Source organism: Mesobacillus jeotgali (genome assembly GCF_014856545.2).
Lineage (GTDB): Bacteria > Bacillota > Bacilli > Bacillales > Cytobacillaceae > Mesobacillus.
Genome location: NZ_CP109811.1, coordinates 4,438,365 through 4,462,632 on the forward strand (window position 1 = coordinate 4,438,365; position 24,268 = coordinate 4,462,632).

General features: G+C 40.4%; 23 protein-coding genes and 1 riboswitch. Of the genes, 9 read left to right on the forward strand and 14 right to left on the reverse strand.

From position 1 onward, the window contains the following. Positions 1-189 precede the first annotated feature (189 nt). The 3 genes from FOF60_RS22560 (at position 190) to FOF60_RS22570 (ending at position 2,943) form a co-directional block, all read left to right on the forward strand. A complete protein-coding gene (locus FOF60_RS22560) occupies positions 190-1,899 on the forward strand; it encodes an S-layer homology domain-containing protein (RefSeq protein WP_192470966.1) in 1,710 nt (569 codons plus the stop codon). Beyond that, positions 1,883-2,134 (forward strand): DUF3006 domain-containing protein, encoded by a 252-nt coding sequence (locus FOF60_RS22565; RefSeq protein ID WP_192470965.1) that lies wholly within the window; start codon positions 1,883-1,885, stop codon positions 2,132-2,134. Before FOF60_RS22560 ends, FOF60_RS22565 begins: the two co-directional genes overlap by 17 nt. A 317-nt stretch (positions 2,135-2,451) precedes the next feature. After that, positions 2,452-2,943 (forward strand): hypothetical protein, encoded by a 492-nt coding sequence (locus FOF60_RS22570; RefSeq protein WP_192470964.1) that lies wholly within the window; start codon positions 2,452-2,454, stop codon positions 2,941-2,943. Between the two features lie 203 nt (positions 2,944-3,146). On the opposite strand, the gene FOF60_RS22575 is transcribed toward FOF60_RS22570, so the two are convergent. After that, positions 3,147-3,773 (reverse strand): class D sortase, encoded by a 627-nt coding sequence (locus tag FOF60_RS22575; protein ID WP_192470963.1) that lies wholly within the window; start codon positions 3,771-3,773, stop codon positions 3,147-3,149. 4 nt (positions 3,774-3,777) lie between these two features. After that, entirely contained in the window at positions 3,778-4,989 is a 1,212-nt protein-coding gene (locus tag FOF60_RS22580) for a processed acidic surface protein (RefSeq protein ID WP_192470962.1), read from the reverse strand. Positions 4,990-5,215: 226 nt separating this feature from the next. On the opposite strand from FOF60_RS22580, the gene FOF60_RS22585 reads away from it, so the two are divergent. The 3 genes from FOF60_RS22585 to FOF60_RS22595 all read left to right on the forward strand — a co-directional run bounded on the left by FOF60_RS22585 (position 5,216) and on the right by FOF60_RS22595 (position 9,103). Further along, the gene (locus FOF60_RS22585) at positions 5,216-5,695 is read left to right on the forward strand and encodes a DUF2628 domain-containing protein (protein WP_192470961.1); all 480 of its coding nucleotides are present in this window, start codon (positions 5,216-5,218) and stop codon (positions 5,693-5,695) included. A 309-nt stretch (positions 5,696-6,004) separates the two neighbouring features. Continuing rightward, positions 6,005-6,616 (forward strand): hypothetical protein, encoded by a 612-nt coding sequence (locus FOF60_RS22590; protein WP_192470960.1) that lies wholly within the window; start codon positions 6,005-6,007, stop codon positions 6,614-6,616. 384 nt (positions 6,617-7,000) lie between these two features. Next, positions 7,001-9,103, forward strand: coding sequence for a M14 family zinc carboxypeptidase (locus FOF60_RS22595; protein ID WP_192470959.1), 2,103 nt, complete (start codon positions 7,001-7,003; stop codon positions 9,101-9,103). 253 nt (positions 9,104-9,356) lie between these two features. On the opposite strand, the gene FOF60_RS22600 is transcribed toward FOF60_RS22595, so the two are convergent. Both FOF60_RS22600 and FOF60_RS22605 read right to left on the reverse strand, forming a co-directional pair. Beyond that, a complete protein-coding gene (locus tag FOF60_RS22600; RefSeq protein ID WP_192470958.1) occupies positions 9,357-9,710 on the reverse strand; it encodes a hypothetical protein in 354 nt (117 codons plus the stop codon). Positions 9,711-9,852: 142 nt separating this feature from the next. Further along, on the reverse strand, positions 9,853-10,962 hold the full coding sequence (locus tag FOF60_RS22605) for a M20 family metallopeptidase (RefSeq protein ID WP_319801550.1): 1,110 nt from the start codon (positions 10,960-10,962) through the stop codon (positions 9,853-9,855). A gap of 384 nt (positions 10,963-11,346) precedes the next feature. Here FOF60_RS22605 and FOF60_RS22610 point away from each other — a divergent pair, with 384 nt between their 5' ends. The 3 genes from FOF60_RS22610 to FOF60_RS22620 all read left to right on the forward strand — a co-directional run bounded on the left by FOF60_RS22610 (position 11,347) and on the right by FOF60_RS22620 (position 13,563). After that, complete coding sequence (locus FOF60_RS22610; RefSeq protein WP_192470956.1) at positions 11,347-12,129, forward strand: transporter substrate-binding domain-containing protein; 783 nt, start codon at positions 11,347-11,349, stop codon at positions 12,127-12,129. A 64-nt stretch (positions 12,130-12,193) separates the two neighbouring features. Beyond that, positions 12,194-12,838, forward strand: coding sequence for an amino acid ABC transporter permease (locus FOF60_RS22615; RefSeq protein WP_192470955.1), 645 nt, complete (start codon positions 12,194-12,196; stop codon positions 12,836-12,838). Beyond that, positions 12,835-13,563, forward strand: a complete 729-nt coding sequence (locus FOF60_RS22620; protein ID WP_192470954.1) for an amino acid ABC transporter ATP-binding protein — start codon at positions 12,835-12,837, stop codon at positions 13,561-13,563. The genes FOF60_RS22615 and FOF60_RS22620 overlap by 4 nt, the downstream gene beginning before the upstream one ends. Before the next feature lie 466 nt (positions 13,564-14,029). On the opposite strand, the gene FOF60_RS22625 is transcribed toward FOF60_RS22620, so the two are convergent. The 10 genes from FOF60_RS22625 to FOF60_RS22670 all read right to left on the reverse strand — a co-directional run bounded on the left by FOF60_RS22625 (position 14,030) and on the right by FOF60_RS22670 (position 24,268). Beyond that, entirely contained in the window at positions 14,030-14,185 is a 156-nt protein-coding gene (locus FOF60_RS22625) for a hypothetical protein (protein WP_192470953.1), read from the reverse strand. Positions 14,186-14,479: 294 nt separating this feature from the next. Then, on the reverse strand, positions 14,480-14,779 hold the full coding sequence (locus FOF60_RS22630; protein ID WP_192470952.1) for a hypothetical protein: 300 nt from the start codon (positions 14,777-14,779) through the stop codon (positions 14,480-14,482). Positions 14,780-14,794: 15 nt separating this feature from the next. Continuing rightward, positions 14,795-15,190, reverse strand: a complete 396-nt coding sequence (locus FOF60_RS22635; protein ID WP_192470951.1) for a hypothetical protein — start codon at positions 15,188-15,190, stop codon at positions 14,795-14,797. A 31-nt stretch (positions 15,191-15,221) separates the two neighbouring features. After that, positions 15,222-16,085: a hypothetical protein gene (locus FOF60_RS22640; protein ID WP_192470950.1), complete on the reverse strand. Its 864-nt coding sequence runs from the start codon at positions 16,083-16,085 to the stop codon at positions 15,222-15,224. Between the two features lie 34 nt (positions 16,086-16,119). Then, positions 16,120-16,974, reverse strand: a complete 855-nt coding sequence (locus FOF60_RS22645) for an HNH endonuclease (RefSeq protein ID WP_192470949.1) — start codon at positions 16,972-16,974, stop codon at positions 16,120-16,122. Positions 16,975-17,040: 66 nt separating this feature from the next. Continuing rightward, positions 17,041-17,131, reverse strand: a riboswitch (cyclic di-GMP riboswitch). 556 nt (positions 17,132-17,687) lie between these two features. Further along, complete coding sequence (locus FOF60_RS22650) at positions 17,688-18,431, reverse strand: hypothetical protein (RefSeq protein WP_192470948.1); 744 nt, start codon at positions 18,429-18,431, stop codon at positions 17,688-17,690. Between the two features lie 229 nt (positions 18,432-18,660). Then, positions 18,661-19,536: a hypothetical protein gene (locus FOF60_RS22655; RefSeq protein WP_192470947.1), complete on the reverse strand. Its 876-nt coding sequence runs from the start codon at positions 19,534-19,536 to the stop codon at positions 18,661-18,663. Positions 19,537-20,154: 618 nt separating this feature from the next. After that, positions 20,155-20,544: a hypothetical protein gene (locus FOF60_RS22660; protein ID WP_192471065.1), complete on the reverse strand. Its 390-nt coding sequence runs from the start codon at positions 20,542-20,544 to the stop codon at positions 20,155-20,157. Next, positions 20,541-22,325 carry a dynamin family protein gene (locus FOF60_RS22665; protein ID WP_192470946.1) on the reverse strand — a complete coding sequence of 595 codons (1,785 nt, stop codon included), beginning with the start codon at positions 22,323-22,325 and terminating at the stop codon, positions 20,541-20,543. Before FOF60_RS22665 ends, FOF60_RS22660 begins: the two co-directional genes overlap by 4 nt. Further along, positions 22,322-24,268 carry a dynamin family protein gene (locus tag FOF60_RS22670; RefSeq protein WP_192470945.1) on the reverse strand — a complete coding sequence of 649 codons (1,947 nt, stop codon included), beginning with the start codon at positions 24,266-24,268 and terminating at the stop codon, positions 22,322-22,324. The genes FOF60_RS22665 and FOF60_RS22670 overlap by 4 nt, the downstream gene beginning before the upstream one ends.

A 24,268-nucleotide genomic window follows, 5' to 3' on the forward strand; every position in this document is an offset into this window, starting at 1 on the left:
AGGGTCCTTTTCTCCTAAATAAAAACACTTGCAGAGGGACGGTTCTTTTGAAGAAATGCAAAAGAACCGTCCCTCTGTTCATTTTATCCATAAGCCTTTCGACTGGTTTTTTCTAGAAATCTCTCCTGCTTCTTTAATCTACCATTATCCCTATGTTAATCTTGTAATCGTAGAAAGGAGTGGAGAAAGGTGAAAAAACTATTATTGTTGATTTGTTCTGTGTTTTTGTTCAGCATCTTTACCCCTAATGTAAATGCTAGTACGGAATTTACGGATGTACATCCAAGCTACAATTTTTATGACGAGGTTATGTATCTGTATGATCGCGGGATTATTAGCGGCTACGGTAATAGTGAATTCAAGCCAAATGCTGTTGTAACGAGAGATGCTGCCGCGGCTATGATTGGCAGAGCGTTAAAGTTAGATGGTACACAAAGAAACACAACTTTTTCGGATGTGGGTGCAAGCAATTATGCATCCGGATATATAGATTCTGCGGTTAAGCAAGGAATTATCAGCGGATATGCTGATGGCACATATAGGCCAAAGGAGCCGGTCACACGCGGGCAAATGGCTATTTTCCTGGCCAGAGCGTTTAAGTTAAATAATGAAGCAACTGTTTACTTTTCAGATGTAAGCCCTAGTATTACGGCATACTCCTCTATTAAAAAAATTCTTGCCTTTGGCATAACGACAGGATATGCAGACAATACCTTCAGACCAAATAAACAGCTGTCTCGCGGAGACTTTTCTGCTTTCTTGGCTAGAGCTTTAAATGATAGTTTTAAAGTTGAACCCCCTGCCCCAAGCGGTAAATTAGCTGTTCACTTCCTGGATGTTGATCAAGGAGATAGCAGTCTATTAATTACTCCAAACGGTAAAACAATTCTAATTGATGGCGGCAAGCAAACAGCGGGAGAAAAAGTTGTTTCTTACCTAAAGGCAGCTGGTGTAACTTCGATTGATTATTTAGTCGCAACTCATCCTGATGCGGACCATATTGGCGGCTTAATTCCGGTGTTAAATCAAATGCCTGTTAAAAATGTTATCGATAGTGGGAAATCTCATACCTCTCAAACGTACATGGATTACTTAACATTGATTGACCAGAAGAACATCCCTTTCCATGTTGCACAAACAGGTGAATTCATTGATATAGATCCTGCAATCAAAGTTCAAGTATTGAATAGTGGCGAAGGTTCTTCGGATAATAATGAAGCATCCGTTGTATTGAAAGTAACTCATGGTTCAAAATCTTTCTTATTTACTGGGGATGCAGGTACCCAAGCGGAAGCAGACATGGTGTCCAGCTTTGACGTGAATGCTGATGTGCTTAAAGTATCGCACCATGGATCTGAAACAGGATCTTCTCAACTGTTCTTAAACGAGGTCTCACCAGAATGGGCAGTATTATCTTTTGGAGAAGGGAATAGTTACGGACACCCGGATAGCGTTGTTGTAAACCGACTAACAGCTATGGGTGCCACAGTTGTACCAACAACCAATGGAGATATCGCTTTTGAATCAAATGGTTCTTCCATACAGCTGGTCAAAGGTGTTCCAGGAACTGAACCTCAACCAAATCCCAATACTGGTAAAATTGATATAACCAATCTAGACCTGGATAAAGAAATCGTTACATTGAAAAATATCGATACAAAAGATATTTCGATGGATGGCTGGACATTAATCAGTGTTGATGGAAACCAGCAGTACAACTTCCCAAGTGATTTTGTCCTGAAGAAAGGTGCCACGGTTACTGTGATGACTGGAAGAAATGCTTATGAAAGCAGACCAACCCATCTTCTTTGGACTACAGCTTATATCTGGGATAATAACGGGGATGCCGCAAGGCTCGTAGACCCACAGGGGACGATAATTGATGAACTTGCCAGGTAAGTACACACTCGATCGATTCGAAAAAGAAATGGCTGTACTGTTGTTTAGAGATGATGAGACTAAAGAGATTTTACTAAGTAGAGAATCCTTACCCTCAAACGCTGCAGAAGGCGATATCTTATTTGTTGAATTTACTCAGAATGGCAGTGTACAGCGAATTAACTTGTTAGAGGAAGAGACCGAGGCTGCAAGGCAGAAGGTTGAAGATCTGATTAATAAACTTAAGAGGAAGTAAATCATGGTCCTTCCTTATGGTGAAAGGAAAATTTATACTATTAAGGGACTACCACTCGACTTAAATAAGAGGTGGAGAATCACTCCTCTACCTCTAAATTAAAGTTCTATAAATAATAAAGCACTCAGGGACGATTTTTTATTTCTTGAGTGTTTTTCTGTTTTAAGAAAAAAATGTCGAAATTACTTTATTTACTTTTATAACAGTTTGAATTATTATTTAACTAAATAAACTAAGTTACTTACAAACACTGTTCTATCAACGTTTATTGAGTAAATTTGTTAAAATTACTTATTACTTAGAGAGGGGTTATGAAAATGAATGTTTGGTTAATGAAAACTTTTAAGGATTGGGCAGCTCGATTTATGAAGGGGGATCCCGAACCATTTGTTGCTATCGACGAGCCTGGTGTTGATGTCGGATATGGTGATTTATCCGATGCAAAACAATCAAAGTTATTTAGGGATTTAGAAAAGTCCTCTGATTCAAAGAGAAGATGGGGATTAATAAAAACTTTCTTTGACCGGTTTTATATCGATGTCAAAAAAGGTGATGTTCTAGTACTAGGTACCGGGCAAACAACTAAATTCTTCGTTTATGCAATTGTAAAAATTAAAAGCGATGCTTATTACGTTAATGCTCCCGATAGTACACACTCTAGACATCGCCGAGATGTTGAAATACTTTGGATGGATGAACCATTCCAGGTAGATGAATGGGGTTGGGCAAGACGCTTAGAAATTCTGGACACAAAAGACCGTTTAAAGGAATTCATCAAAGTTTATACTGAACTAAAAAATTCAAACTAGAAAATGAGTCGATATACGACTCATTTGATTGCTCAGACAATGACCAAGTATTAGTCGATCTTCACTTCTCTCAGGAGTCTATATATGAACCGGGACTATTTAGTTCCACTTCTATTTGCACTTTTCAATACACGTTTTTTCATTAGAGACCGCCAAATATTTAAAGAAAAGACCTGAACACCAATTTAAGTGCTCAGGTCTTTTCACTTCCCTTCAATCAAATCCGCAACAAGGATATATCGCTCCGGTGCATCTCCAATGAAATCAAAAGGATAACAGGTTGTTACTGTCAGTGTGGCGCGGGGTTTTGGAACGATTACTGTTCTGTCATCGGCATCCACAATGCGGACTTTTCTCACCTTGTACGTGAACTCTCCTACTTCTGTCGAGACAACGAGCAAATCTCCTTTGCCTACATTGCCAAGCTGGCGAAAAACAGTATCACGGTGGCCGGATAGAACAGAATTATCCTTTTCACCCGGAAGTACGCTGCCGGCGAAGTGTCCAACTCCTTTTTCGAGCTCATCCTCATCAGTGCCATGATAGATTGGCAAATTGGCATTGAGTTTAGGAATGGTCAGATTACCGATCATTTCTCCTTTTTCAGGCCTCTCGGAATAGAGAATGGCAGGATTCTCTTGCGTTTCTCTATCTGCCGTCTTACCAGGCTTATTGGCAAGGACGACCTCTGTTTTGGGGTCGCCATTTTTAAAAAGCCAATAGCCCTTCATGAATTTATATGCGTTTGTTCCGCTGAACCAGAAACCAAATGCGATTATGACAACGGATAAGGAAAGAAGAACCAGCTTTCCGGTTCTTCTCTCTTTCATATATTTAAGCACGTTTAACTTTCACTTTCCTGAATACAATAGCTCCTAAAAGAATCATAGCTAATCCAGCCATTGTATTTTGCAGGTAATCTGAAGCGGTGTTTGGAAGTTTGCCGCCCTTGACAGTTTTAGCAGGTGCTTTGGCCGCAGGGGATTTCTCTTCAGCTTTTTCCATTTCTTCTGCAGCATTTTTCACTTCTTCAACTGCCTCAGTTGTATCTTCCAGATTTTCTCCGGTTTCTTGCATGAATTCAGAGTCGAACATTTCCTTCGTGATGACCATGTCAGCTAAAAGATCACCATTAATTGAAAGGATTTTTATCATTAAGTCCGCTCCATTGGTAGAATCCATTTGCATAAGGGAAGTAAATGAAACAGGAGACTCAACGCCATCCTCAACCAAGTAGTATTCTACTTTCAAATCCAACAGAGTAAGCATACCATCCCAGATGTCAATAAATTCGGCAATGTCTTCAGCTGAAAGATCAGATGCACTGTCAAACTCAGGGAAATCCATTAATCTTGCACCGTATTCCTCCAACGCTGTGAAAAATTGTTCAGCATCAAGGTCAGGATTTTCCATAATCGAAATCACATGATTGGCAAGGTTATTGGCTTCGGCCAGCGAAAGACCAAAAGAATCCAATGTGTTGATCAAGTCATCTTTGGATTCCATGAAGTAGTGTTCAGCTACTGCAAATTCAAGGTCTTCAATATATTCGTAGTTTTCGATTGAATCATCATAGGAATTCAGGAAAGCTTCCAATTCTTCAATCGATGCAAATTCATAATCTTCAAGAAGCGTTTGCAGGTTTTCGTCAGTAATAGGGGTCCATTCTTCAGTGTAAAGCCATTCTGACACACTGAAATATAAATCATCGTAAAAAACGAATTGTTCCAATGTTGCTCCATTTTCCTCAAGCAACAGGTTGAATTCTTCCTCTGTCATTTCAAAATCAGCAAGCAATTCCTGGAGATTTTCTTCATCGAGCTCAGCTCCCAGGTAGTCTGTCAACTCTTCCAGTGTTTCAAACTCTTCCAAAGAGTAATCATGCCAGTCTTTCATATAGGCAACGAACTCCTCCTCAGACATTCCGATTTCCTGGAGATAATTTTGGAACTCTTGATCCTGTGGAATTACCGCAGCAAAAGCAGCAAATGGAAGCAGTCCCAATGTTAATGTAAAAGCCAAAAGAATAGATAAAACGCGCTTCAAGTAAGTCTTCCTCCTACAATTCATATATAGTACAGAAGAATTATATAATTATAATAATAAAACAGATAGTGGATATTAATGGGATAAAACAGCGGAACGATTCTTCTCCTGACTCTCACTCCCCGGACACGAAAAATGAGTGCAGGAAGGCTTTTTCCCTGCAATAATCCACCCATTAATAACCATTTTTTGATATGATTCTACTAAAGTATAAGGGGTGATTTAAATGGAATTAGAACATCAGATTACAGAGTCACAAAAAACAAGAGCTTTTATAGGGAAAAAAGCGGACGTTTATTTCAGGAAATGGGGATTGACTGATGAACATGCAGACTTATCGGCTGAACCTGTTAAGAGGATTTCTTGGAACTGGGCCGCGGCTCTATTTAGTGGTGCATGGCTGGGCTACCGAAAGATGTACAAGGAAGCTATCATTTATCTTTTAATCTTAATGACAGTTTCTTCACTTTTAGGGGTTGCCAATGAGTTTACAATTTTAGATATAGGAGTGTTTGTGATACTGGGCTTCTTGGGTAACAGGCTTTATTTCCACAAGGTGAAAAGAGAGGTAAACAAAGTTGAACCTGATGATAACGCCCTTGAAAAATTATCAGCCGCAGGCGGTACAACGTGGCTTTGCGCCTTGGGTATTGCAGTCCTAGGCGGTTTCATGGGTATGATCTTTGGAGCAATTTTTAATTGGTAGAGGATGTGGGCAATATCCTCTTTTTTTGCTGACAATAAGATTCTGACTTTTTTCTTCAGAGTTTATTCCAAAAGTGCATTTATATAGGTTAGACTCTGATTCCTTAAGTTGAATGAATATGGGGATAGGGTGTTAACTATACAAACAAGCCATCCTGAATTATTTAGACAATACATTTCAACTCTCGACTAGGGGTTTTATTCATTTTTTTTACCTTCTGTACATCAGTACAAGCAATTTTGCTTAGTTTTCATATAGTTAATTAACAACTGCGCCGTTGTAATGAATGAAAGAGAGGGGATTTAAAAAGTGAGTAATACCAGTACAATGACGACTTATTTTAACAGTGAAAATGAAATCAGCAAAGAGCAGTATGAGAGTTTGAAGGAGAATAGTAATTCTATAGGGGTACTGCAGCAAGGAGAAGTTTCCTGTCCAGTTACCGTAAATTTTTGCTGTAGAATTGAGATTCCACCTGGGTTTAATAGAGATTCCACTAATTTCCCGGAAGGGTTTGGTTTCCAATTCGATTTGTCCAATATTAGGTGCTATAAAGAACCATTACTTGCAACTGCCAGTGTTCCGACTTGTGTAGGTGGCGAACCGTTGGAATGTGAGGTTGTAGCTGGATATGCTGTAAGAGTGTGTGGAAGTAGCACTTTATTAGTCAATGCACCACTTTTTGCTATAGAACCTGGTTTCTTCAATGATAAACTACCAGCTAGAGGGTGCTGCAGCAGTCAAACTCCAGTAGATGATATTATAGCTTATACATGCAATCCTGCTCCATGTACACAAGACTGTGTGACAGATATTACTGGAGGTTTTGTAAGCTGGAGTGCGGTTTCGGATGAATGTGGTGAGTATATTTTAGTAGTTTCAGAAATTACTCTAGCTTACGCTGGATGCACTACGGATTAATAGAACTTAGAAGTACAGTACAATAGTGGACAAGGGACTAGGCATTTAGCTGAATCTCTTATTGATGGTTCGTCTCAGAAATGGTGCCTAACCTTTCAGAACAGGGGCACAGGGACGGTTGGAGGTTCTCTTGTCCAAAAATGGCCTTAGATTAGCTGTTGTACCTTTACCTTGCTCCCATTCATATACATTCTCAAAGCTGTACTCCCACCCCTTTCTCCCGCTTCATTTTTGGCTCTGGATTCCGATATTAACTGTGAGGATGCCCTATTAAACTCTCTAGCTCCTCTCCATAATTCTATTTATTTACCTTCCGAATAAGACATAAGAACCGTCCCTTCATCGCGCCTTTGTCCTGTTCAAATAATTAATAAGGGGTTTGTTATGCGTATTTTTTTGTCTTTGCTTTTATTGTTTTCTATTTTTCAGCCGTTAAGTACCCAAGCTGCTGTCTGGGACGATGGTGTGTATTCGTATGAGGATGTTTCTAATGAGATTAAAAGATTGAAAGGAACTTTTCCTGATTTGGTAGATTATCATTCTTTGGGGAAAACTGCTTATCAAAGAGAGGTGTGGGCGGTAAAGCTCGGTAAGGGGCAGCGAACGGTTTTCCTGAATGGTTCTCACCATGCCAGGGAGTGGATCACCACTCAACTAATCATGAAAATGATTGAAGAGTATGCTAATGCCTATCAAAAGAACTCTCTTGTCGGTAAATACAATGCTCGTGATATTTTAGATGAATATACGATCTGGTTTGTTCCTATGGTTAATCCCGATGGTGTGACGCTGCAGCAGCGGGGCTTATCTGCATTCCCAACAACGGTTCATTCAAAGCTAATAGCAATGAATGAAGGAAGCAGAGATTTCACCCGCTGGAAAGCAAATGCAAATGGGGTTGATCTGAACAGACAATACCCCGCGAAATGGGAAAATCCAAGTGAAGCCAGCAAACCCTCTTGGGCAGGTTATAAGGGACAAAAACCTTTTCAAGAAAAAGAAGTGCAGTACATAAGAGATTTTACCTATAAAATCAAGCCTGATATGACAACGGCCTACCATACATCAGGGGAAATGATTTTTTGGTATTTTTACAACAAGCAAAAAACAAGAGATTATAAGCTTGTAAAAGAACTGAGCAATATTACCGGATACCGGATCATTGGCACGGATGTAAAGCCAAGCGGCAGAGGTTATACAGATTGGTTCATACAAGAGTTCAATAAACCAGGATTCACACCAGAATTAAGTCCTTATGTCGGGAATCGACATGTTCCTCAAAGCAATTTCCCAAAGATCTGGGATAGAAATAAAACAACCGGCTTATGGATGGCAGCAAAAGCCGGAGAAATTTTCCCAGAGAAATCCGTTTATCTTAGCGCTAAAATGAAACTCGAAAAATCTTATACTCTCTATACAAAGCCATCTTTCGACTCGATCACGTCGAATAAAATAGCTTCAGAGATTGTGAGTGCCAAGAGGAAACAAGGGAATTGGTATCAGATCGGGACTTCATTCGGGGACCGCTGGATTTATGTTTCGAATAATGAAGGGATGTTATATGGACAGAACTTCTGGGATGTGCCTGTTTCTTATTGGGCACGGGAGTCGATCGACTATACATATGAAAATAAGTATATGGTAGGCAATGGTCCTTATTTCTTCCCTAATAACTCAGTTACAAGGGCAGAAGCGGCAGCGGTAATTTCAAGGGTTTATTCTCTGACAGCGCCCACTTCTACCAGTAAAACCTTTTCGGATGTCCAGCAATCATATTGGGCATACGACTCTATCGAAGCTGTGAATGCACAGGGAATTATGAATGGAACAAGCAAAGGTGTATTCAGCCCACTTGCTCCGGTGACCAGAGAGCAAATGGCAGCGATGATAGCAAGATTGTTTGGTGAGGAAATACCAGATGTGACCGAAGCTCCTTTCCTTGATGTCAGTCCTGCTGCATGGTCAGCAGATTCCATCGCTTTTGTAAAAGAACGCGGCATTTTCTTGGGGGATGGCCAAGGATTCTTCGGTCCACAGGAAAAGTTAACGCGCGCACAGTTTGCAGCTTTAATTACACGCCTTAAAACAAATTATAATCTACAGCCAACAGATAACGCGGAGGAAAGTCCTGTAAAAGAAGAACCAGTAGAAAATGAAGCTCCTTCTGAGGATACGGTGGAAGTTACCGGTCAACAAGAAACAGTTCCAGGAGACGTAACTCCTACTGAGGATATAGTGGAAGACCCTGTACAAGAGCAAACTCCTGTGGATTTAAAAGTGGAAGAACAAACGCCTTCTGCAGATGCGGAAGAACAGCCAGCACAGGATGAATTACCTGCTGGTACACAAGAAGAAAATCCTGTAGTTGAAGAAGAAACTCCTTCATCAGAAGGCATTATTGAAGAAGCAGAATCTACACAGGAAGAATCAGACAAGACAGAATACAGTACAGAGGAAGACCAACTTAATCAAGAAGGTTCACTTTAGAAGGAATAGCTTTCTGATGAGAAAGCTGCTTCATAGTTATTTTGTATGTTTGGGCTAAGCTAAAAATAAAGGGCAGGATGAGCAATTAAAACAGCTCACCTGCCCTTTTCCATATAGAAAGATTTGTCCAAAATAAAACAGATTCCTGCAAAGAAAAAGCCCACCAAGCGGATTTTCTTGCCTGCTCAGTCGGTTCCTTCATTGTGTCGTTTCTCGTATGGGGGCAAGAAACCATCCTCATAATAAGCTTAACCTAATTACAACCACACCTAGTTATCCCATAAACATTGCGAATCTTCATTCCACAAGATGAACAAATAGTCGGGTCCTCTTTGAGATCAAATTTCATAGCAGTATTGATTTGGGATTTATCAGAAGCTCTATTCATCCGCTTCCGAGCCAACTTCTCAAACTCCTTATTTGATATTCCTCCATCTATTCTTTGCTTATATGCCTCAATAATCTTAAGATCTTTCTCGTTATATATTATTTCCCCTTTTTCATCCCTGTCAAAATAATATATATAGTTTTGTTCAATCTTTTTAGACCATTTGTTTAATTGTTTTGAGGTAATATTTAATTTATTGATAACTTCTTGCCAATTCACTTCAATCATCCAATCAATATTTTTTATGTTTACATCTATAATACTAGTACCATATCCTTTGTCTTATCACAATTTATTGAGTAGCTATCATATTTACCATATTAACCGCCTACAGCAAACAAAGTAGGGAGAAACTACCCTCCTACTCCCCATCTTTTGTCCCAATACTTATCAGCAGGTTAGTAAAAAATGCTGCTCGTTCTGGGATTTGGCTGATGATGATGTGTTCGTTTCTTGCATGGATTCCGTCTCCAATGGTACCGAGACCATCCAGGGTTGGGATTCCCATGTTGGCTGTGAGGTTTCCGTCGCTCCCTCCACCAACAGTAGCTTCTTTTAACTTGAAGCCTTCTTCTTTTGCTGCTTCTTTGGCGGTCTGGAATAGATCTTTTGTATCTTGATTTCGTTCCATCGGAGGGCGGGAGATGCCTCCTTGAACGTCGATACTTGTCCCCTCTGTGAACGGTGTCAACCCATGAATTATTTCATCGATTCTTTCTTGTTCTTCACTTGTTCCCGCTCGCACATCAATGCCAATCTCTGCGTGGTCGGCCACGACATTGAGCTTGCCTCCGCCTTTAACAAATCCCACATTGACGGTGGTTCCAACCTCGTAATCTGTTAATGACTCTAAAAAATCAATGGTCTTGGCAGCCTCTTGAATAGCACTAGCTCCTTCATGATGGTTGTTGCCAGCGTGGGCAGCCTTGCCTGTAATATCAATATAATAACGCGCCGACCCTTTTCTTGCCGTTTTTAAGGCACCCGTCCGGACAACGGGTGGTTCCGTAACTAATGCATAATGGCATTCCTTCGCTATCTCTTCAATGACATAGCGTGATGTCGGGCTGCTCACCTCTTCATCACTGGTAAAAAGGTAGACAATTTTCTTAGACAATGGAATATTCAATTCCTTAATGGCTTTTATTGCCCAAATCGCCTGTACAAGGCCGCCCTTCATATCCAGGATGCCAGGTCCGTATGCAAGATCGCCTTCGATTTTAAACTCTAAATCCCCAGGCTCCCATACTGTATCAAAATGGGAAAGGATTAAGATGGTTTCGTTTCCTTCCCCGAATTCAAATTTCAGATGATTTCCGTACTTCTCTTCTTCCATCACTTCTGCCCGTTCACCAAAGTAGCGATATAAAAGCCCCTGAATCCTCTCTCCACACTCGTCCACGAGTTTTTTATTTAATGACGGAGAGTCACTTTCGACCAGAAACTTGATATCATCTAAAATCTCCTGCAAATGGTCCTCCATAAACTGCCTTATGGAATCCATTAATATCACGCTGCTTTCTTATCTGTATTTGATAAAGCCTGCATATTATCTATGCAGCCTCAGAATATTACGATTTTACTATTATAACATTTATATTCTATGTTATAGCCTGTCATGATATCGATTCCATCATCATCGCAATAATGGCTGCCTAACCCACACTAATGGCCAGACGACCACACCTGCGATAAGCATTGGTACTTCATTACACTTGTTGGAACATATAAAACAGAACCGCCCTCCCCAACTTACCGCTGAAAGTCTCAAAAGCCTTTTCCTTTGCATCGGACAGGAAATGTTTGTTAACATGACAAATGTACTGAATTATCAAAAAATATTTGGAGGGGTTGGATGAAAAAAATAAAGATATTTGGCTTTTTAATGATGGCAGTGATGCTGGTTTTGGCTGCATGTGGATCGAACGAGTCAGCAAACGGCGGTGGGGATGAAGACGGGGGCAATACGTACACTGTTGGTACGGATACGACTTATCCACCGTTTGAGTTTGAAGAAAAGGGAGAGTATAAAGGAATTGATATCGATATCATCAATGCCATTGCAGAGGAAGAGGGCTTTGAGATTGAATTGAAGCCGATGGACTTTGGCGGCATTATCCCAGCAATCCTTGCTGATCAGCTGGACGTAGCGATTGCCGGCATGAGCATCACGGATGACCGAAAAGAAAAAGTCGACTTTTCTGATCCGTACTTTGATGCCGGGTTAACACTTGTTGTTTCAGAAGATAACAACGACATTACCAGCGTTGATGACTTAGAAGGTAAAGTTGTCGCCGTTAAGAATGGTACAACAGGTGCTGACCATGCCGAGAAAATTAAAGAAGAAGCTGGCATTAAAGAGGTGCGCCAATTCAATGACAGCCCATCCATGTTCCAGGAAGTTGCAAACGGGAACGCAGATGTATTGATTGAAGACTACCCGGTTATCGCATATGCGATTAAAACAAGCAACCTTGACCTGAAGACCGTCGGGGACCGCTTAAACGGCGACCAATATGGCATCGCTGTAAAAAAAGGCGAGAACCAGGAACTGCTTGAAAAGATAAACAGTGGTCTTCAAAAAATCAGAGACAACGGCAAGTACGACGAAATCTTGAACACTTATCTTGAAGAGTAAGAGTTCTCTCAGCGCGCTCCCAGTAAGCGCGCTGTCTTTTTCTAATAAAGAAAGGAGCTAGAAAATGGAAATATTCCAGGAAGCCCTTCCCGTCCTGTGGGCCGGGATAAAACTGACAGTCTATATAACACTTATCGGCTTGCTGTTTGGATTCATAATCGGTTTAATTACAGCACTTTTCCGCCTTTCTCCGATTCCGCCTTTAAGGTGGATCGCCATTTGGTTCATTAACTTTGTACGCGGAACGCCCTTCCTCGTTCAATTATTCTTTATTTACTTCGGATTGAATTCACTTCCCTTCATTTCGTTGCAACCTGTCACAGCTGGTATCGTAGGGATTGCCATTAACGCAGGCGCATATATAGCGGAAATTGTCCGAGCTGGCATCCAGTCCATCGACAAAGGGCAGACGGAAGCTGCACGTACACTGGGACTGACGAGTGCGCAGACGATGCGTTATATCATCCTGCCGCAGGCATTAAGAAGGATGCTGCCGACATTTGTGAACCAGGCAATCATCAGCCTGAAGGACACATCACTCCTGTCCGTTATCGGAATCGCGGAACTGACACAAAGAGGTCAAGTCGTCGTATCAGCAACCTATGAACCTTTTAAAATATGGGGAATGGTCGCTCTCATGTACTTCATCCTGATTTACCTGCTTACCAAACTCGGCGACTTTATAGAGAGGAGGTATGAACTGCGATGAGCGTAATCCAGGTCAATAACCTTAAAAAATCCTTTGGGGAACTCGAAGTTTTAAAAGATATTAGCACAGAGGTGAAAGAGCAGGAAGTAGTCTGTGTCGTAGGTCCTTCCGGTTCTGGAAAAAGTACCTTCCTGCGATGCTTGAATAGACTCGAGGAAATCACAGATGGCCATGTCATCGTGAATGGAAATGACATCACCGACCCGAAAATCAACATCAATAAAATCCGCCAGGAAGTAGGGATGGTGTTCCAGCACTTCAATCTCTTCCCTCATAAAACCGTGCTGCAAAATATTACCCTGGCACCGATAAAGGCCAAGGGGGTCGACAAAGAGGCTGCGAAACAGACAGCCCTCGAACTTCTCAGAAAAGTAGGTCTTGAGGAAAAAGCAGACAGCTATCCCGGAGAACTATCCGGCGGACAAAAGCAGCGTGTCGCCATTGCCAGGGCACTCGCCATGGAACCAAAGGTCATGCTGTTCGATGAACCTACCTCTGCCCTCGACCCCGAGATGATCGGAGAAGTCCTCGAGGTTATGAAAGACCTCGCTCAAGAAGGAATGACGATGGTCGTCGTGACACATGAAATGGGATTTGCCCGTGAAGTCGGAGACCGCGTCATCTTCATGGACGGCGGGTATATCGTTGAAGAGGATGTACCAGGTGAATTATTTGGGAACCCCAAACACGAACGTACGAAGGCTTTTCTTGGGAAGGTGTTGTAAGGGGGATGGTGAGGAAGCAGGAGATCCTATTCTTCTTCATGGCTTTTCCCCCATATTTACTAGATCTATTTTTCACAACCATTGGCTCATTCTCTTCGCGATACTCATTCATAAAGTTTCAGTAAATAAGATTTAGAATAAAACTTCCCATAAAATCAATAAACCAGATTGGATACCCTCTCCGACCTAGTTTTAAATTATTTGCTGAATATAACTAGTGGTACCTCGAATCCTGACCCATAAACCAGGACCCTAGCTAATGACAGCTAGGGTCCTTTACATTAAGAGAAATAAACTATCTGTTTTTTTACCATTTATTCGGCTCCCAAACGGGACAAAAGTACCGTGATGTGTCTCAATGAAATAAAATAAATATTATGGTTTGCATTCATCGCAAAGATCACCAGACTTTGTGGGCATTTAAAGTGCTTTTCTTTTATACCCTTAACACATATCACATCGATTATCAACCTATGTCAAATAAATAAAAGACTATTACAGTAAGGAACATGACCGCTGCTATAACACCAAAGTTTACCCATCCACCATATAAAAAGTCTAATATTGTATCGCCTATTTGTTCACCACCTTGTTTAAACCACATTCCAATTATTGAACCCAAAAAGTAAACCCCTATTGTTTCTAATAAAGTTAACAGTATAAGGCTAATTCCTTTATATATAAAGCACAAAACGTTTCACCCCAAATCCACGCTTACGATCAAAAAAATCCTTATGATATTAATTTACGAAGTAATGGATAGGAGATTTTATAGCGGAAAGAATACAAATAAATAAATTATCAAAACAGTTACTTTCCCACTTTTCATCAAGCTTTTCGAGTTGTACAGGCATTAACGAAAGCTCTCTTTATTTATTTCGGCTTCCCAATGCATACGAGAATCGTCCTCTTGTTTTTAAATACCGCTCATCTCCAACATTATCTTTTGAATTGCCTCTTGGTCGTCGTTTTTAATGGCTTCTTCTAGTTGTTCATTCAATATTTGCAGCCGGTTATTTTGTTGTTTGTTTTGCATTTCCTGATTGAACTTGTCTTGATCTGCTTGTAGGATGGTGTATATTTGTTGTTCTGTGGCAAGGATGGTTGCTCGTTCTGCTTCTTCATGTTTTATTGTGGCTTCCAGTTCTTCCGCTGCTTGTTTTAATGTTTTTTTAATGATTTGTTCAGCTTGTTCCCATTCTTCTTTTGAGGACATAATTTTTCACTCCTATTAGTCAATATAGCTCTTTATAGGCTGAAGACCCTCCAGTTTTACATCCTGCATTTTGTTATCCAGTCCATCTAGCGGGTTCTTGTTATAGACGTTCATCATTAAATTGGATGCAAGCGTTACAAGTTGCATATTATTTTCCTGTAGTCCCTTTTCAAGTACCTTATCGGCAGAGCTATATAATCGTTCACGTTCTGCGAAACTGTTTTCCATGAACTTCTCAAACTTGTCTCTTTCCAGCTCGATCTTAGCGGTAATGGCATTGAGGCAAGAAATCAGCCGCTGTCTTTCGGTTTCTTCCACTTCTTTTGTCTTCAAGTAACTTGTCGCCGAATTAATCGTTTCTGTTACAACTGATGCGATATCCAATGCGCTAAAAACATTCTTTACACTCATTATGACTTCCCCTTTTGATTTGATGTTTTCACTATATTTTTCGGACTAATTGCTCTAACTGTTTAGTCAGTTCCTGATACTGAGTCGTGATGACAGCTTCGTCCTGAAGAAAATGTGTTGTAAGCGTTCTTTCCAGCATCCTGATGATTTCTATCACTTGTTCTGCACCCTGGACGTCACATTCATCGTTAAAATCTAAAGCCAATAATTCTTCCGTTTGCTTCATTTTTTCTTTAAGAGGACGATACAAACGCTCAATGAGCGAACGTTCTTCGTAGATACTTTTTTCGACAAAGGCCAAATTTGTTTTCAATACTCTTAGTCTTCCACACTCTAAATCAAGCTTCGCCTTTATTTTTTTTGCTTCCTGCAAATAAGCATCTGCCTGCTTCACACGCGTTCTTTGCTGGATTAGATCCATGCCAACAACCCCACTGACAAGTCCTGCACCCAATGTACCGATGACTGCCGCCGCTGCAGGCATGAAAGGATTGCTATCCTCAGAATGAGAGGAATAAAAAGCCTTCCTTTGCAAATAATAGTCAGATATATATTTCTCCACCGTTGCTCCGTATTGACTTTTTATCTCTTCATACAGTTTCTTTTTATAGTCATAATGATCGTCAATTAATGTCTCTACACAAAGGATTTCCTCGTGGACATCATCGAATAACTCATCATACTTCCTTCGAGCCTTATACAGAATTTCTCCTGCCTCACTATTTTTTTCATAAGATGTCTTATAATCGTCGTTGCCTTTAATCACCATTTCTTTAAAGCCGTCCGTCATCAATTCGGTAAACTCTTTTCTTCCATCGCTTAAAATCTGTCCTAATTCTTTTCCTGAATCCGCAAATATTTTCCCTACTTCTGCTATATTCCTAAAGAAACTCATCTCACTGCCCCTTTGGCTTCATTCACTTTCTTACTTATCTATACTCGCTTCCGCCACCCCAAAGCTCACGGCCTCCGGTATGCCCTACGCTTGCGTGTGTTTCCCGGTCAACTAATTGCAGGACTCCCGGCTCTTCATTGTGATGCCACGTGTATCCCTCTGGATTATCTCCATTGGACAAAGCTTCGATGTCTGCTTCGGTTAATCCTAGTTCTTCAGCTAATTCTGGATCTTCTTGAATATCTTCATATAACTCATAGTTTGCATATGTAAAATGGATATAATCGCTTCTCAAATACATATCTTCATCAATTTCCATTTCGTAACTACAGTCAAATACAGGGAAGGAATCCGTTACGGTCTCACCGTTTGGAAGCTCGATCGTTTTGGTTTCAAATGGTACTTCTGCATCTGGTAAATTAGATCCATTCTCCTCTGCATCAGCGACATCGACTCCATCCACAACATCGACAACCCCTACAGCCAAGGCTCCAATAGCAACCGTTTTAGCGATGGAAATCGCACCTTTTTTTACACGGTTATGATCTCCATCGACAAAACCGCCAATGACTTCACCGCCATTGTGAACTGTATGTTTAGCAGTTTGATAGACTCCCTTCGCGGTCCTGCCGACAGCACTTCCGATTTCATTCAAACCCTGATCACGCTGGGTTGGATTGTCATTAATGATTCCCGCCACAGTCCCCACAGCTCCATCCGCAGCTTGTCCAACCGTAGTACCAGCGAACTCAGATGCCTTCCTAACCCCTTTTCCAATGTCCTCGATCACATCAGATCCAGCTAACTCCCCAATCACTTGAATTGGTCCTCCGACTACAATCCCAGCTGTTTTTCCTGCATATTTACCAAACGTCTTAAGAAAGCTCATGCCATCTACCCCTCCCGGAAAATAAAAAAACTATGACAAAAAGCCATAGCAAGAGGAACTCTACTCTATGGAAACCTGACGATCCTAGCACACCTCAGCATGCCTTAGACTCACGGCTTTGCGTCCTCCCCTTTCGAGAAGTTTGCCCTTTTCATAGGATTATATTTGGAATTATTTACACATTTATTATATAGTTCTTTAGAACTATAGTAAAGTAAAAATTCCACCTTTTTATGCAATTGCAGAACATGGGGACGATTCTCAAGCCGCAATTAAGAATCCCTCATTTACAAAAACGATACACGAAAACGGAAAACGTCAGTCCGTTCAGAAATCTGGACATATAAAAGAAACACAAGGTACGTCCCCATTCTTTGATAAAACAGTATGTACTTAAGGACCAATTCATTCACTCTCGTTTTCCCTTACAGTCAATGGAAATTGGTGAAAGTGTAAACGGTCTAAAATCGAAGACCCCTTTTGCCCATCATTCATCATTCATCATTCAACCCATGTTAAACGGACAGTTGTCAGTCAGCTTCCGGATAATCATTACCATCAAGTTTTTTCGGACACTATATTCAGCAACAATTTAAAAATGCACAAGAGCATACTTACTAACACTATTTCGGCTCCTGAATGAGACATGAGAGCCGTTCCTTTGTATCCGAACAATCTCATGTCTTACTCAGCGATACACCAATTATTTTCACTTATGTATGGGACATGTGATCCTCCCTAGCCTCTAAAACTTGTGTTAGCGACTCTATAATCTCTTTTAGAATCTTTCTTATAAATTGGACTTTTACTAACTTTTCCTCGATTATTTTCAGCCTAGTTTCTACTCTAATTTTTTCTTTATATTTAGGATAATCCTTTGCAAGTGCCAGAGGAGCGAAAGCCAAGAATAGTACTGCTGTAGATGTCGCACCCTTTGTAATTTTTTCTTTCAACACATTAAGTTTTTGCTTCAGCTTTTGTTGTTCTCTATTAATAGACCCTATTTCTTGTTCAATTAATAAAGTAGCTGCATTGCATTCTTTAAGTGAAGAGATAATCCAATCAGTTGAATCGTCTGTTTTATGAAGTAAGTCCCAACACATGGAAATATATAAATGATTAATACACAGAAAATAGTGATCTTCATAGTTTTTATGCGACTTGGCCTGTAATATTCCCAAAGCATCAATAAATTTATCTTTGGCAGACCAAACTAGTTCTTGTTGCTCATTCACTGTTCTATATGATTTGGAAGCGTCTAAAAGATACGTTTTCGCGCTAAAAATAGGTCCTTTTTTCATCGTTTCTAAATCCATTTTAATTGTTTCTAATACTTTTTCTTGCTCTTCATAAAATATAATCATTTGAGACAATACTTCATTAATATTTCGGTTAGAATTTACCATTCCAAAAAATCTCGTCGTTATTGCAAAAGCTGTTAAACCTATTGGTTCCATCTCCTCATCCTTCCAGATTAATTGTATCAAGCTAGAGTCATAAAATAGAAAATTTATATGAATCTAGCTATCGGACTTCTGTAATTATACTTATTCTCTTTATTTCTGTTTTTCCTAATGTTTTTCAATTATTTTATGTTGCCATTCCTTCATAGGAATCGTAACCACTCATCCAACATTTCGCATTCTGGATGCTACGTGAGAACAATCTAAGGTTAGGTCAACATGTTTAGTCTTCGTTTATAAATTCGCTAACAATACTTGATATATCTCCAGTGGAGATAATAGGTAGGACTATGTCGGAAATATTCTCGATTTTTTCTAAAAATTCTTCTAAACCGCTTGTTGTATATAATGTATATCTTTTAGATTCATATTGTTTAATATAATAATTAATTGTAAATTTTGTTATTAACGAATAATCTAATGATTGGATTGTCAGTTCAATATATCCTTTTGTGTATTGCTTTCCGTAAGTGAAATTTCTATAAATGTAATTTTCATTACCTAAAATACTGTATGATTTAATATTATTAGGGATGTTATTTAGAATAAAACTCATTTTATTTCTGGCTATATCGTTCAAACGCTTAAAAAGTTTGATTTGTGCTTGATCTAAAGGTTTTTTATTTAATTTTATATACCGCTTATTTTCACTTATATCAACTAGTTGGTAAGTTGGACCGCGTAATGTTTCTGTAGAAATTATATAAAAGTCTTTATAGGTATCAATTACATCATCAATAGTTGTTAAAGTATTTTTTTCAATAACCTTTATTTCTTTTAGCCAGTCATTCATTTCCTCAAGCGATTTTTTAATTTCAGATCGAGGATTATTAGTAATTATTGCGCACTCAAAATGTATTTTTGCCCATTTAAGAAATTCTACAGCATTCGAACGAAGTATAATTGTTTTCTCGTTATTCTCAAACAGCGCCTCATCAGCATATATATATAAGGTGAGAAGTTTTCTTCGAGTAATGTTGTTACTAGCTGATAAGTTTTTATTTATAGTTCTTTTTTCAATTTCTTCAATCTTATATCTTAGCTGATCTATCTCGTGTTTTATCTTTTGAATTTCTAGTAAATTATCTAGTTTCTGCATTCTTTTCCCTCCGACAATGACTATGATTCCAAAAACTTATATAGTTATTATCGTCTTACACTACTTGAGTGTTTAGTTTAAGGGTATTGATTGATTTTCATTATAGAAACTGCTTTGCTGGAACAGATTTTCCTAGAAAACTTCAAAAAAGGGAATATTGATAAAAAAAATAATAGCAAATGCCAATGGGCATTTGCTATTATTTTTCGAAACATTATTATGTTAGTTCATTCAACCAGAGTACATACCTAATAGTTTATTTAAATCTGAATGGCGAGATTACCCATATGCTCAATGGGTTAATTCGTTCTTTAGACATGATAAGTAAACCACTTTTCCATCGAAATCGAAAATAGTAAGATGAGGCTCAGCCTAAACCTAATATATGTGGACCTACCGATTAGACATGAGAACCCTCCCTGTGTTGCTCCCACCAACAATATTCGGACAAATAACTTAGCAATAATATAAGAAAACAAACTACTCCATTAAAATTAAACCATCCGAAACTTCCTGGTTAATACTTCTGTCAAATAAATTTCTATAACATTTGCGGCCCGAGAACCGTCCCCATGTCTCCTTTCGGCCCCCGAAGAGACGCGAGAACTGTCCATGTCTCTAAAGATTATTAAATGGATTTCCATCTGGATTGCTCCGTACATACCCGCCACCTGCCTCTAAAGGCCGGTTTAAGTTGGTGTTGCCGTCGCCGTCCCGGTAGTAGCCTTCAACATAGGTTCCGTCTTGTCGGAAATAGCCGTCAACATGGTGGGGCTGGACGAAATGAATATTGCCTAAATCAAGGTGGAAAGGCTGAAACTTACATTTATAGGCATGTTTAAGCGGGTCTTGATAATCCAGAAATTCATTAGAGTAATCGTATCTGTCGTAATTCACTTGAATCAACTCTTGATGGTTGTCGAAGTTCATTATTTCATTGCGATTCCCGAAGTCCTGGTCAAATGTATCGGCAACGGGCACTAGTTCATTATTCATCCAATCGTTCATCCAACTGCAACTCCTTCTAAAATTTCATCTTTAATAAAATCATTAAATCCATTTAATTTTTCTTGGTAGGTCCGGATGCTTGCTGCCTCGTTTTGTTTGGCCTTGATTTCGCCTTTCAGGATGACTTCATAGGAACGAAGCAGTCTGGTGAATTCGTCAAAGGACTCTTCTTCTATATCCTTCATTGCCTGATTGATATACTGTTCCAGATGATCCTCCAAGTTATCGACCAGCTGGCCAATTTGCTTATTGGAGTTGGAGATCAATTCAGGTTTGATATTTTCCAGCTGTTTTTCTGCAAGTTTCTGTGACAAGAATGGAAGACCCGCCATCCCGACAAGCGGCAGAAAGAAGGGACCGCCTAAAAGCATTACCAGAGTACTTGCTCCGCCTAATAAAACACCCGCCTTAACATTGGCATTACCAGTGTTTGCCCTCAACATAGGTACGGCATCCGTAAAGGCGAGGTCTTCTCCCTTTACCGCCTGGATGGCAACGGATTGCTTAAATGCCGAAGAAAGTCCTTTTGAAACTTCTGCTTGAGTTTTGCGCAAGAGCTCATGTATATAGTCACTGTATTGATTGGTCCATTGATTGAAATGAGATTTCACTGCAATTGGAATCTGTGCTTCCACTAGATTTTTAACGTCCGCTCCGTAAAATAGACGAATCCTGTTTTCAATGTCCTCTTTTACAATGCCGCCAAAATGCTGTACCGATTTCCGCACCATATACTTAATCTCATTCTTGCGTTCCAGTAGATAGTTCTGGAGTTGACCCTTCCAAATGTCCTGTTTCTCAAACCATTGGGTTACAGCATCCACCTGCGCAGCAAGACTCTCCACTGACTGCGATGACAGTTGCCCAGCTGTTTCAATCTCGCTGAGAACCCCCTCTGCTATAGCATGGAGCCGCCAATTGAACCGTTCCAGCTTTTCCATGCTGCGTGTTCCACTCTCGATTCTGCGGGCAATCTCCGCCTCGATTTCAGGAATTCCCGAGTACTGTAACAGTTCAGCATCTCCAGTAACTTTTCCTTCCAGAGCTTCCTTGGCGGACATGGGGAATAATGCTGGTTTTTCTCCACTGAGTGTGTTTTGGATCCTTCGTTCAACAAAATCAATGGTTTCATCTAACTCTTCTTCATCGATACGATCCATGAAGTTAGCTGCGAAGAGGATTTTGTCCAGCCCATTTTTCAGAAGAAACTCCTGGATGAACGTCACTTCTGTCTGCTTCATTGCAGCGGTGATCGAAGTCATAAAAATGACAACATCCGCCCTCGGCAGAAATTGGAACGTTACATCGGAGCGCTGCTGGTTCAGGTCATTCACCCCCGGCGTGTCAATCAGGACCACTCGATCCTTTAGCAGCGGAGCAGTCATAAAGAGCTTCAAGTATTTGATGTCATCGACGTTAAAATCCGCTGAGGCCGTATATTGGTCAAGCTGCTCCTTGGAAAGAGTCCTCATTTCCACTTGTCCATCATTCTTCAGGATTTGAAGCGCTGGCTTCTCAGAATGGAAGACAGCGTTAATGGTGGCAGTGGTTGGTGTCACATCTCTAGGCATGATATCCTGACCAAGCAAAGCATTAACAAATGTCGACTTGCCATGTTTAAATTCTCCAACAACCATGACTGTATAATAATCTTGGGCCAAGTCTTCTTCCAGCTCAAGCAGCATCTTCATCTGTGAACTTTCTGGTATGTTTTCGACAAGCGACTCTCTTAGAGCAGCAGCTTTCTTTTGGATTATCTCTTTCTTCTCTGTATAACTCATCTCTTCACACCCACCTTTTGCTTCATGGGATTCATTAAGTCCTTATTCAGGATTGACAGGTCGTGCTGAATTTTTTTCAGTGCATTCGAACGGCGGTTAAGCTGTTCAATCTTGATTTCAATTTCTTTTTCCTCAAGCATTGTATTCTCCAGTAGCTGGTTTAGCTGTTTCTCTACCTGCAGGACGTTATCATTGACGATCTCTTCGTATTGCTTGGTGATGGCCTTGACCATTCCATCCCATTCATTTTTCAAACTTAGCTTTCGCTGTGCTTCCGTAGTTTCGAACTGAGAGACGAGCTTCCGGCGAAATTTCGTCTTTTCGTCTTCACCAGTCAACCAGGACCATCCTGCCCTGACAAGGAAGGAAGCCACTCCTATCACAGCAGTAGCTACATAGCCGGCCCCTATCGCTACTTTTCCGATAAAGCTGTTGCTTCTGCCCCACGCGCTGTCCAATTCTTCAAAAATGTCATCAAAAATAGAATGCTCATATTCTTTTTCATATGGGACAACTGAATGTGTTAAATGATGGTCTGTATGGTAAGAACCTATATTTTGCAATTCTCCCTCTAGTTTAAACCACTCATTATTCAACTGGCGGCTCATATCATCAATGACACGCTTTGCTGTATCTGTCATTTTTTCTTTCTTTTTCTCATGTAAGTCACGTTCTAACGGAGCAATAGCTCCCTCTACCGCACTGCTGATGTCATTGACACTGAGATGGCGGTTTCGATCAAAGGTATCCAAACCCTTATTGGAGATTTTACCAAGCTGACCATCATACCATCTGGCCATCTTCGATTCTTCTTTGTCTAGCTCGATGACGATTTTCTTTAGCGACTCTTTCCCTGCCCGGCGAACAAGATCCAGGCGCGGCCGAAAAGCAGCCACCTTTTCCTGAAGTCCCTCTTTTTGCTGATGCAGGGTATTGAATTCAAAATCAATTTGTTTTGCCATAACTTCCGTAATCAGCTTATCCATCTTTTGCAGTGGTTTCCGAAGCTTCACTGCACCTCTGTCAAATTGAAGGAAATCAGCAAGTGCAGATTCCAGATCAGGATATCCTGACTCCTCCAGAGGCTTGACCTTGACTGCCTTTCCGCGTCTGCCTTTTAGCTCTTCACCTGCTGCGTGACGGCGCGTATTCAAAGCGTCGATCGCGGACACCATGAAAATTTTAGGATCATGCAAGATTGTCTTGAGATTTTTATAGGCGTACTGGTAAACCTTTTCGATTTCCTGCTTATTTTCCAACAGGTCCTTTTGATTTACCACAATGAAAATCTTCTGTATATCGCTTGCCAGGATTCTGTCCTTAAGGAAACTAATCTCTGATTCTGATAAAATCTTGATTGCCGAAAGGAGCAATATTGCTGCATCAGACCGTGGGATAATGCTGTTGGTCAGCTGTTCACGAGCAGGGTCTAGATCATTTGTCCCTGGTGTATCGATGATTCTCACTCCGTCCTTACAAAAGGTCAATGGATGTCCAAGTTCTGCGAACTCGATGGTTTGAAATAGCTCAACCTGCCGCTCATATTCCTGTTCTGACAGAAGATCTCCCGGGATCGGCTCTTTCGGTGCCACCAGCTTCTTAAAAAATTCCTCTGAAACTTCTTTAACACCCTTCTTCCTAAAGTGAAGCTTGATGAATGGCTCCTTGCTATAAGAAATTACATTCAGCAGCGTTGTCGTCGGGCGGGCCGATGACGGGAGGATTTTTTTTCCTAGAAGAGCATTGATGAAAGTCGATTTGCCCCGGGAAAACTCCCCCACCACCACGATTTGGAATTGTTCTTCCATGACCTGCCTTTTCGCTTCTGACAGCTTTTTCAGGTCCGACTGGTTTCCCAGATCCTGCAGCACGACATAAAGTTTATTCAGTTGTTCGATTAACTGCTTCTTTTTGCCTGTATAAAAATCTAGTGAAAAACTCAC

What these genes read in the sequence shown, in the direction of transcription:
- FOF60_RS22570 (WP_192470964.1), top strand. Translation starts at nt 2,452, where the DNA reads ATGAATGTTTGGTTAATGAAAACTTTTAAGGATTGGGCAGCTCGATTT.
- FOF60_RS22660 (WP_192471065.1), bottom strand. Translation starts at nt 20,544, where the DNA reads ATGAACGATTGGATGAATAATGAACTAGTGCCCGTTGCCGATACATTT.
- FOF60_RS22610 (WP_192470956.1), top strand. Translation starts at nt 11,347, where the DNA reads ATGAAAAAAATAAAGATATTTGGCTTTTTAATGATGGCAGTGATGCTG.
- FOF60_RS22620 (WP_192470954.1), top strand. Translation starts at nt 12,835, where the DNA reads ATGAGCGTAATCCAGGTCAATAACCTTAAAAAATCCTTTGGGGAACTC.
- FOF60_RS22640 (WP_192470950.1), bottom strand. Translation starts at nt 16,085, where the DNA reads ATGAGTTTCTTTAGGAATATAGCAGAAGTAGGGAAAATATTTGCGGAT.
- FOF60_RS22575 (WP_192470963.1), bottom strand. Translation starts at nt 3,773, where the DNA reads ATGAAAGAGAGAAGAACCGGAAAGCTGGTTCTTCTTTCCTTATCCGTT.
- FOF60_RS22595 (WP_192470959.1), top strand. Translation starts at nt 7,001, where the DNA reads ATGCGTATTTTTTTGTCTTTGCTTTTATTGTTTTCTATTTTTCAGCCG.
- FOF60_RS22635 (WP_192470951.1), bottom strand. Translation starts at nt 15,190, where the DNA reads ATGAGTGTAAAGAATGTTTTTAGCGCATTGGATATCGCATCAGTTGTA.
- FOF60_RS22645 (WP_192470949.1), bottom strand. Translation starts at nt 16,974, where the DNA reads ATGAGCTTTCTTAAGACGTTTGGTAAATATGCAGGAAAAACAGCTGGG.
- FOF60_RS22585 (WP_192470961.1), top strand. Translation starts at nt 5,216, where the DNA reads ATGGAATTAGAACATCAGATTACAGAGTCACAAAAAACAAGAGCTTTT.
- FOF60_RS22665 (WP_192470946.1), bottom strand. Translation starts at nt 22,325, where the DNA reads ATGAGTTATACAGAGAAGAAAGAGATAATCCAAAAGAAAGCTGCTGCT.
- FOF60_RS22615 (WP_192470955.1), top strand. Translation starts at nt 12,194, where the DNA reads ATGGAAATATTCCAGGAAGCCCTTCCCGTCCTGTGGGCCGGGATAAAA.
- FOF60_RS22630 (WP_192470952.1), bottom strand. Translation starts at nt 14,779, where the DNA reads ATGTCCTCAAAAGAAGAATGGGAACAAGCTGAACAAATCATTAAAAAA.
- FOF60_RS22655 (WP_192470947.1), bottom strand. Translation starts at nt 19,536, where the DNA reads ATGCAGAAACTAGATAATTTACTAGAAATTCAAAAGATAAAACACGAG.
- FOF60_RS22565 (WP_192470965.1), top strand. Translation starts at nt 1,883, where the DNA reads ATGAACTTGCCAGGTAAGTACACACTCGATCGATTCGAAAAAGAAATG.
- FOF60_RS22650 (WP_192470948.1), bottom strand. Translation starts at nt 18,431, where the DNA reads ATGGAACCAATAGGTTTAACAGCTTTTGCAATAACGACGAGATTTTTT.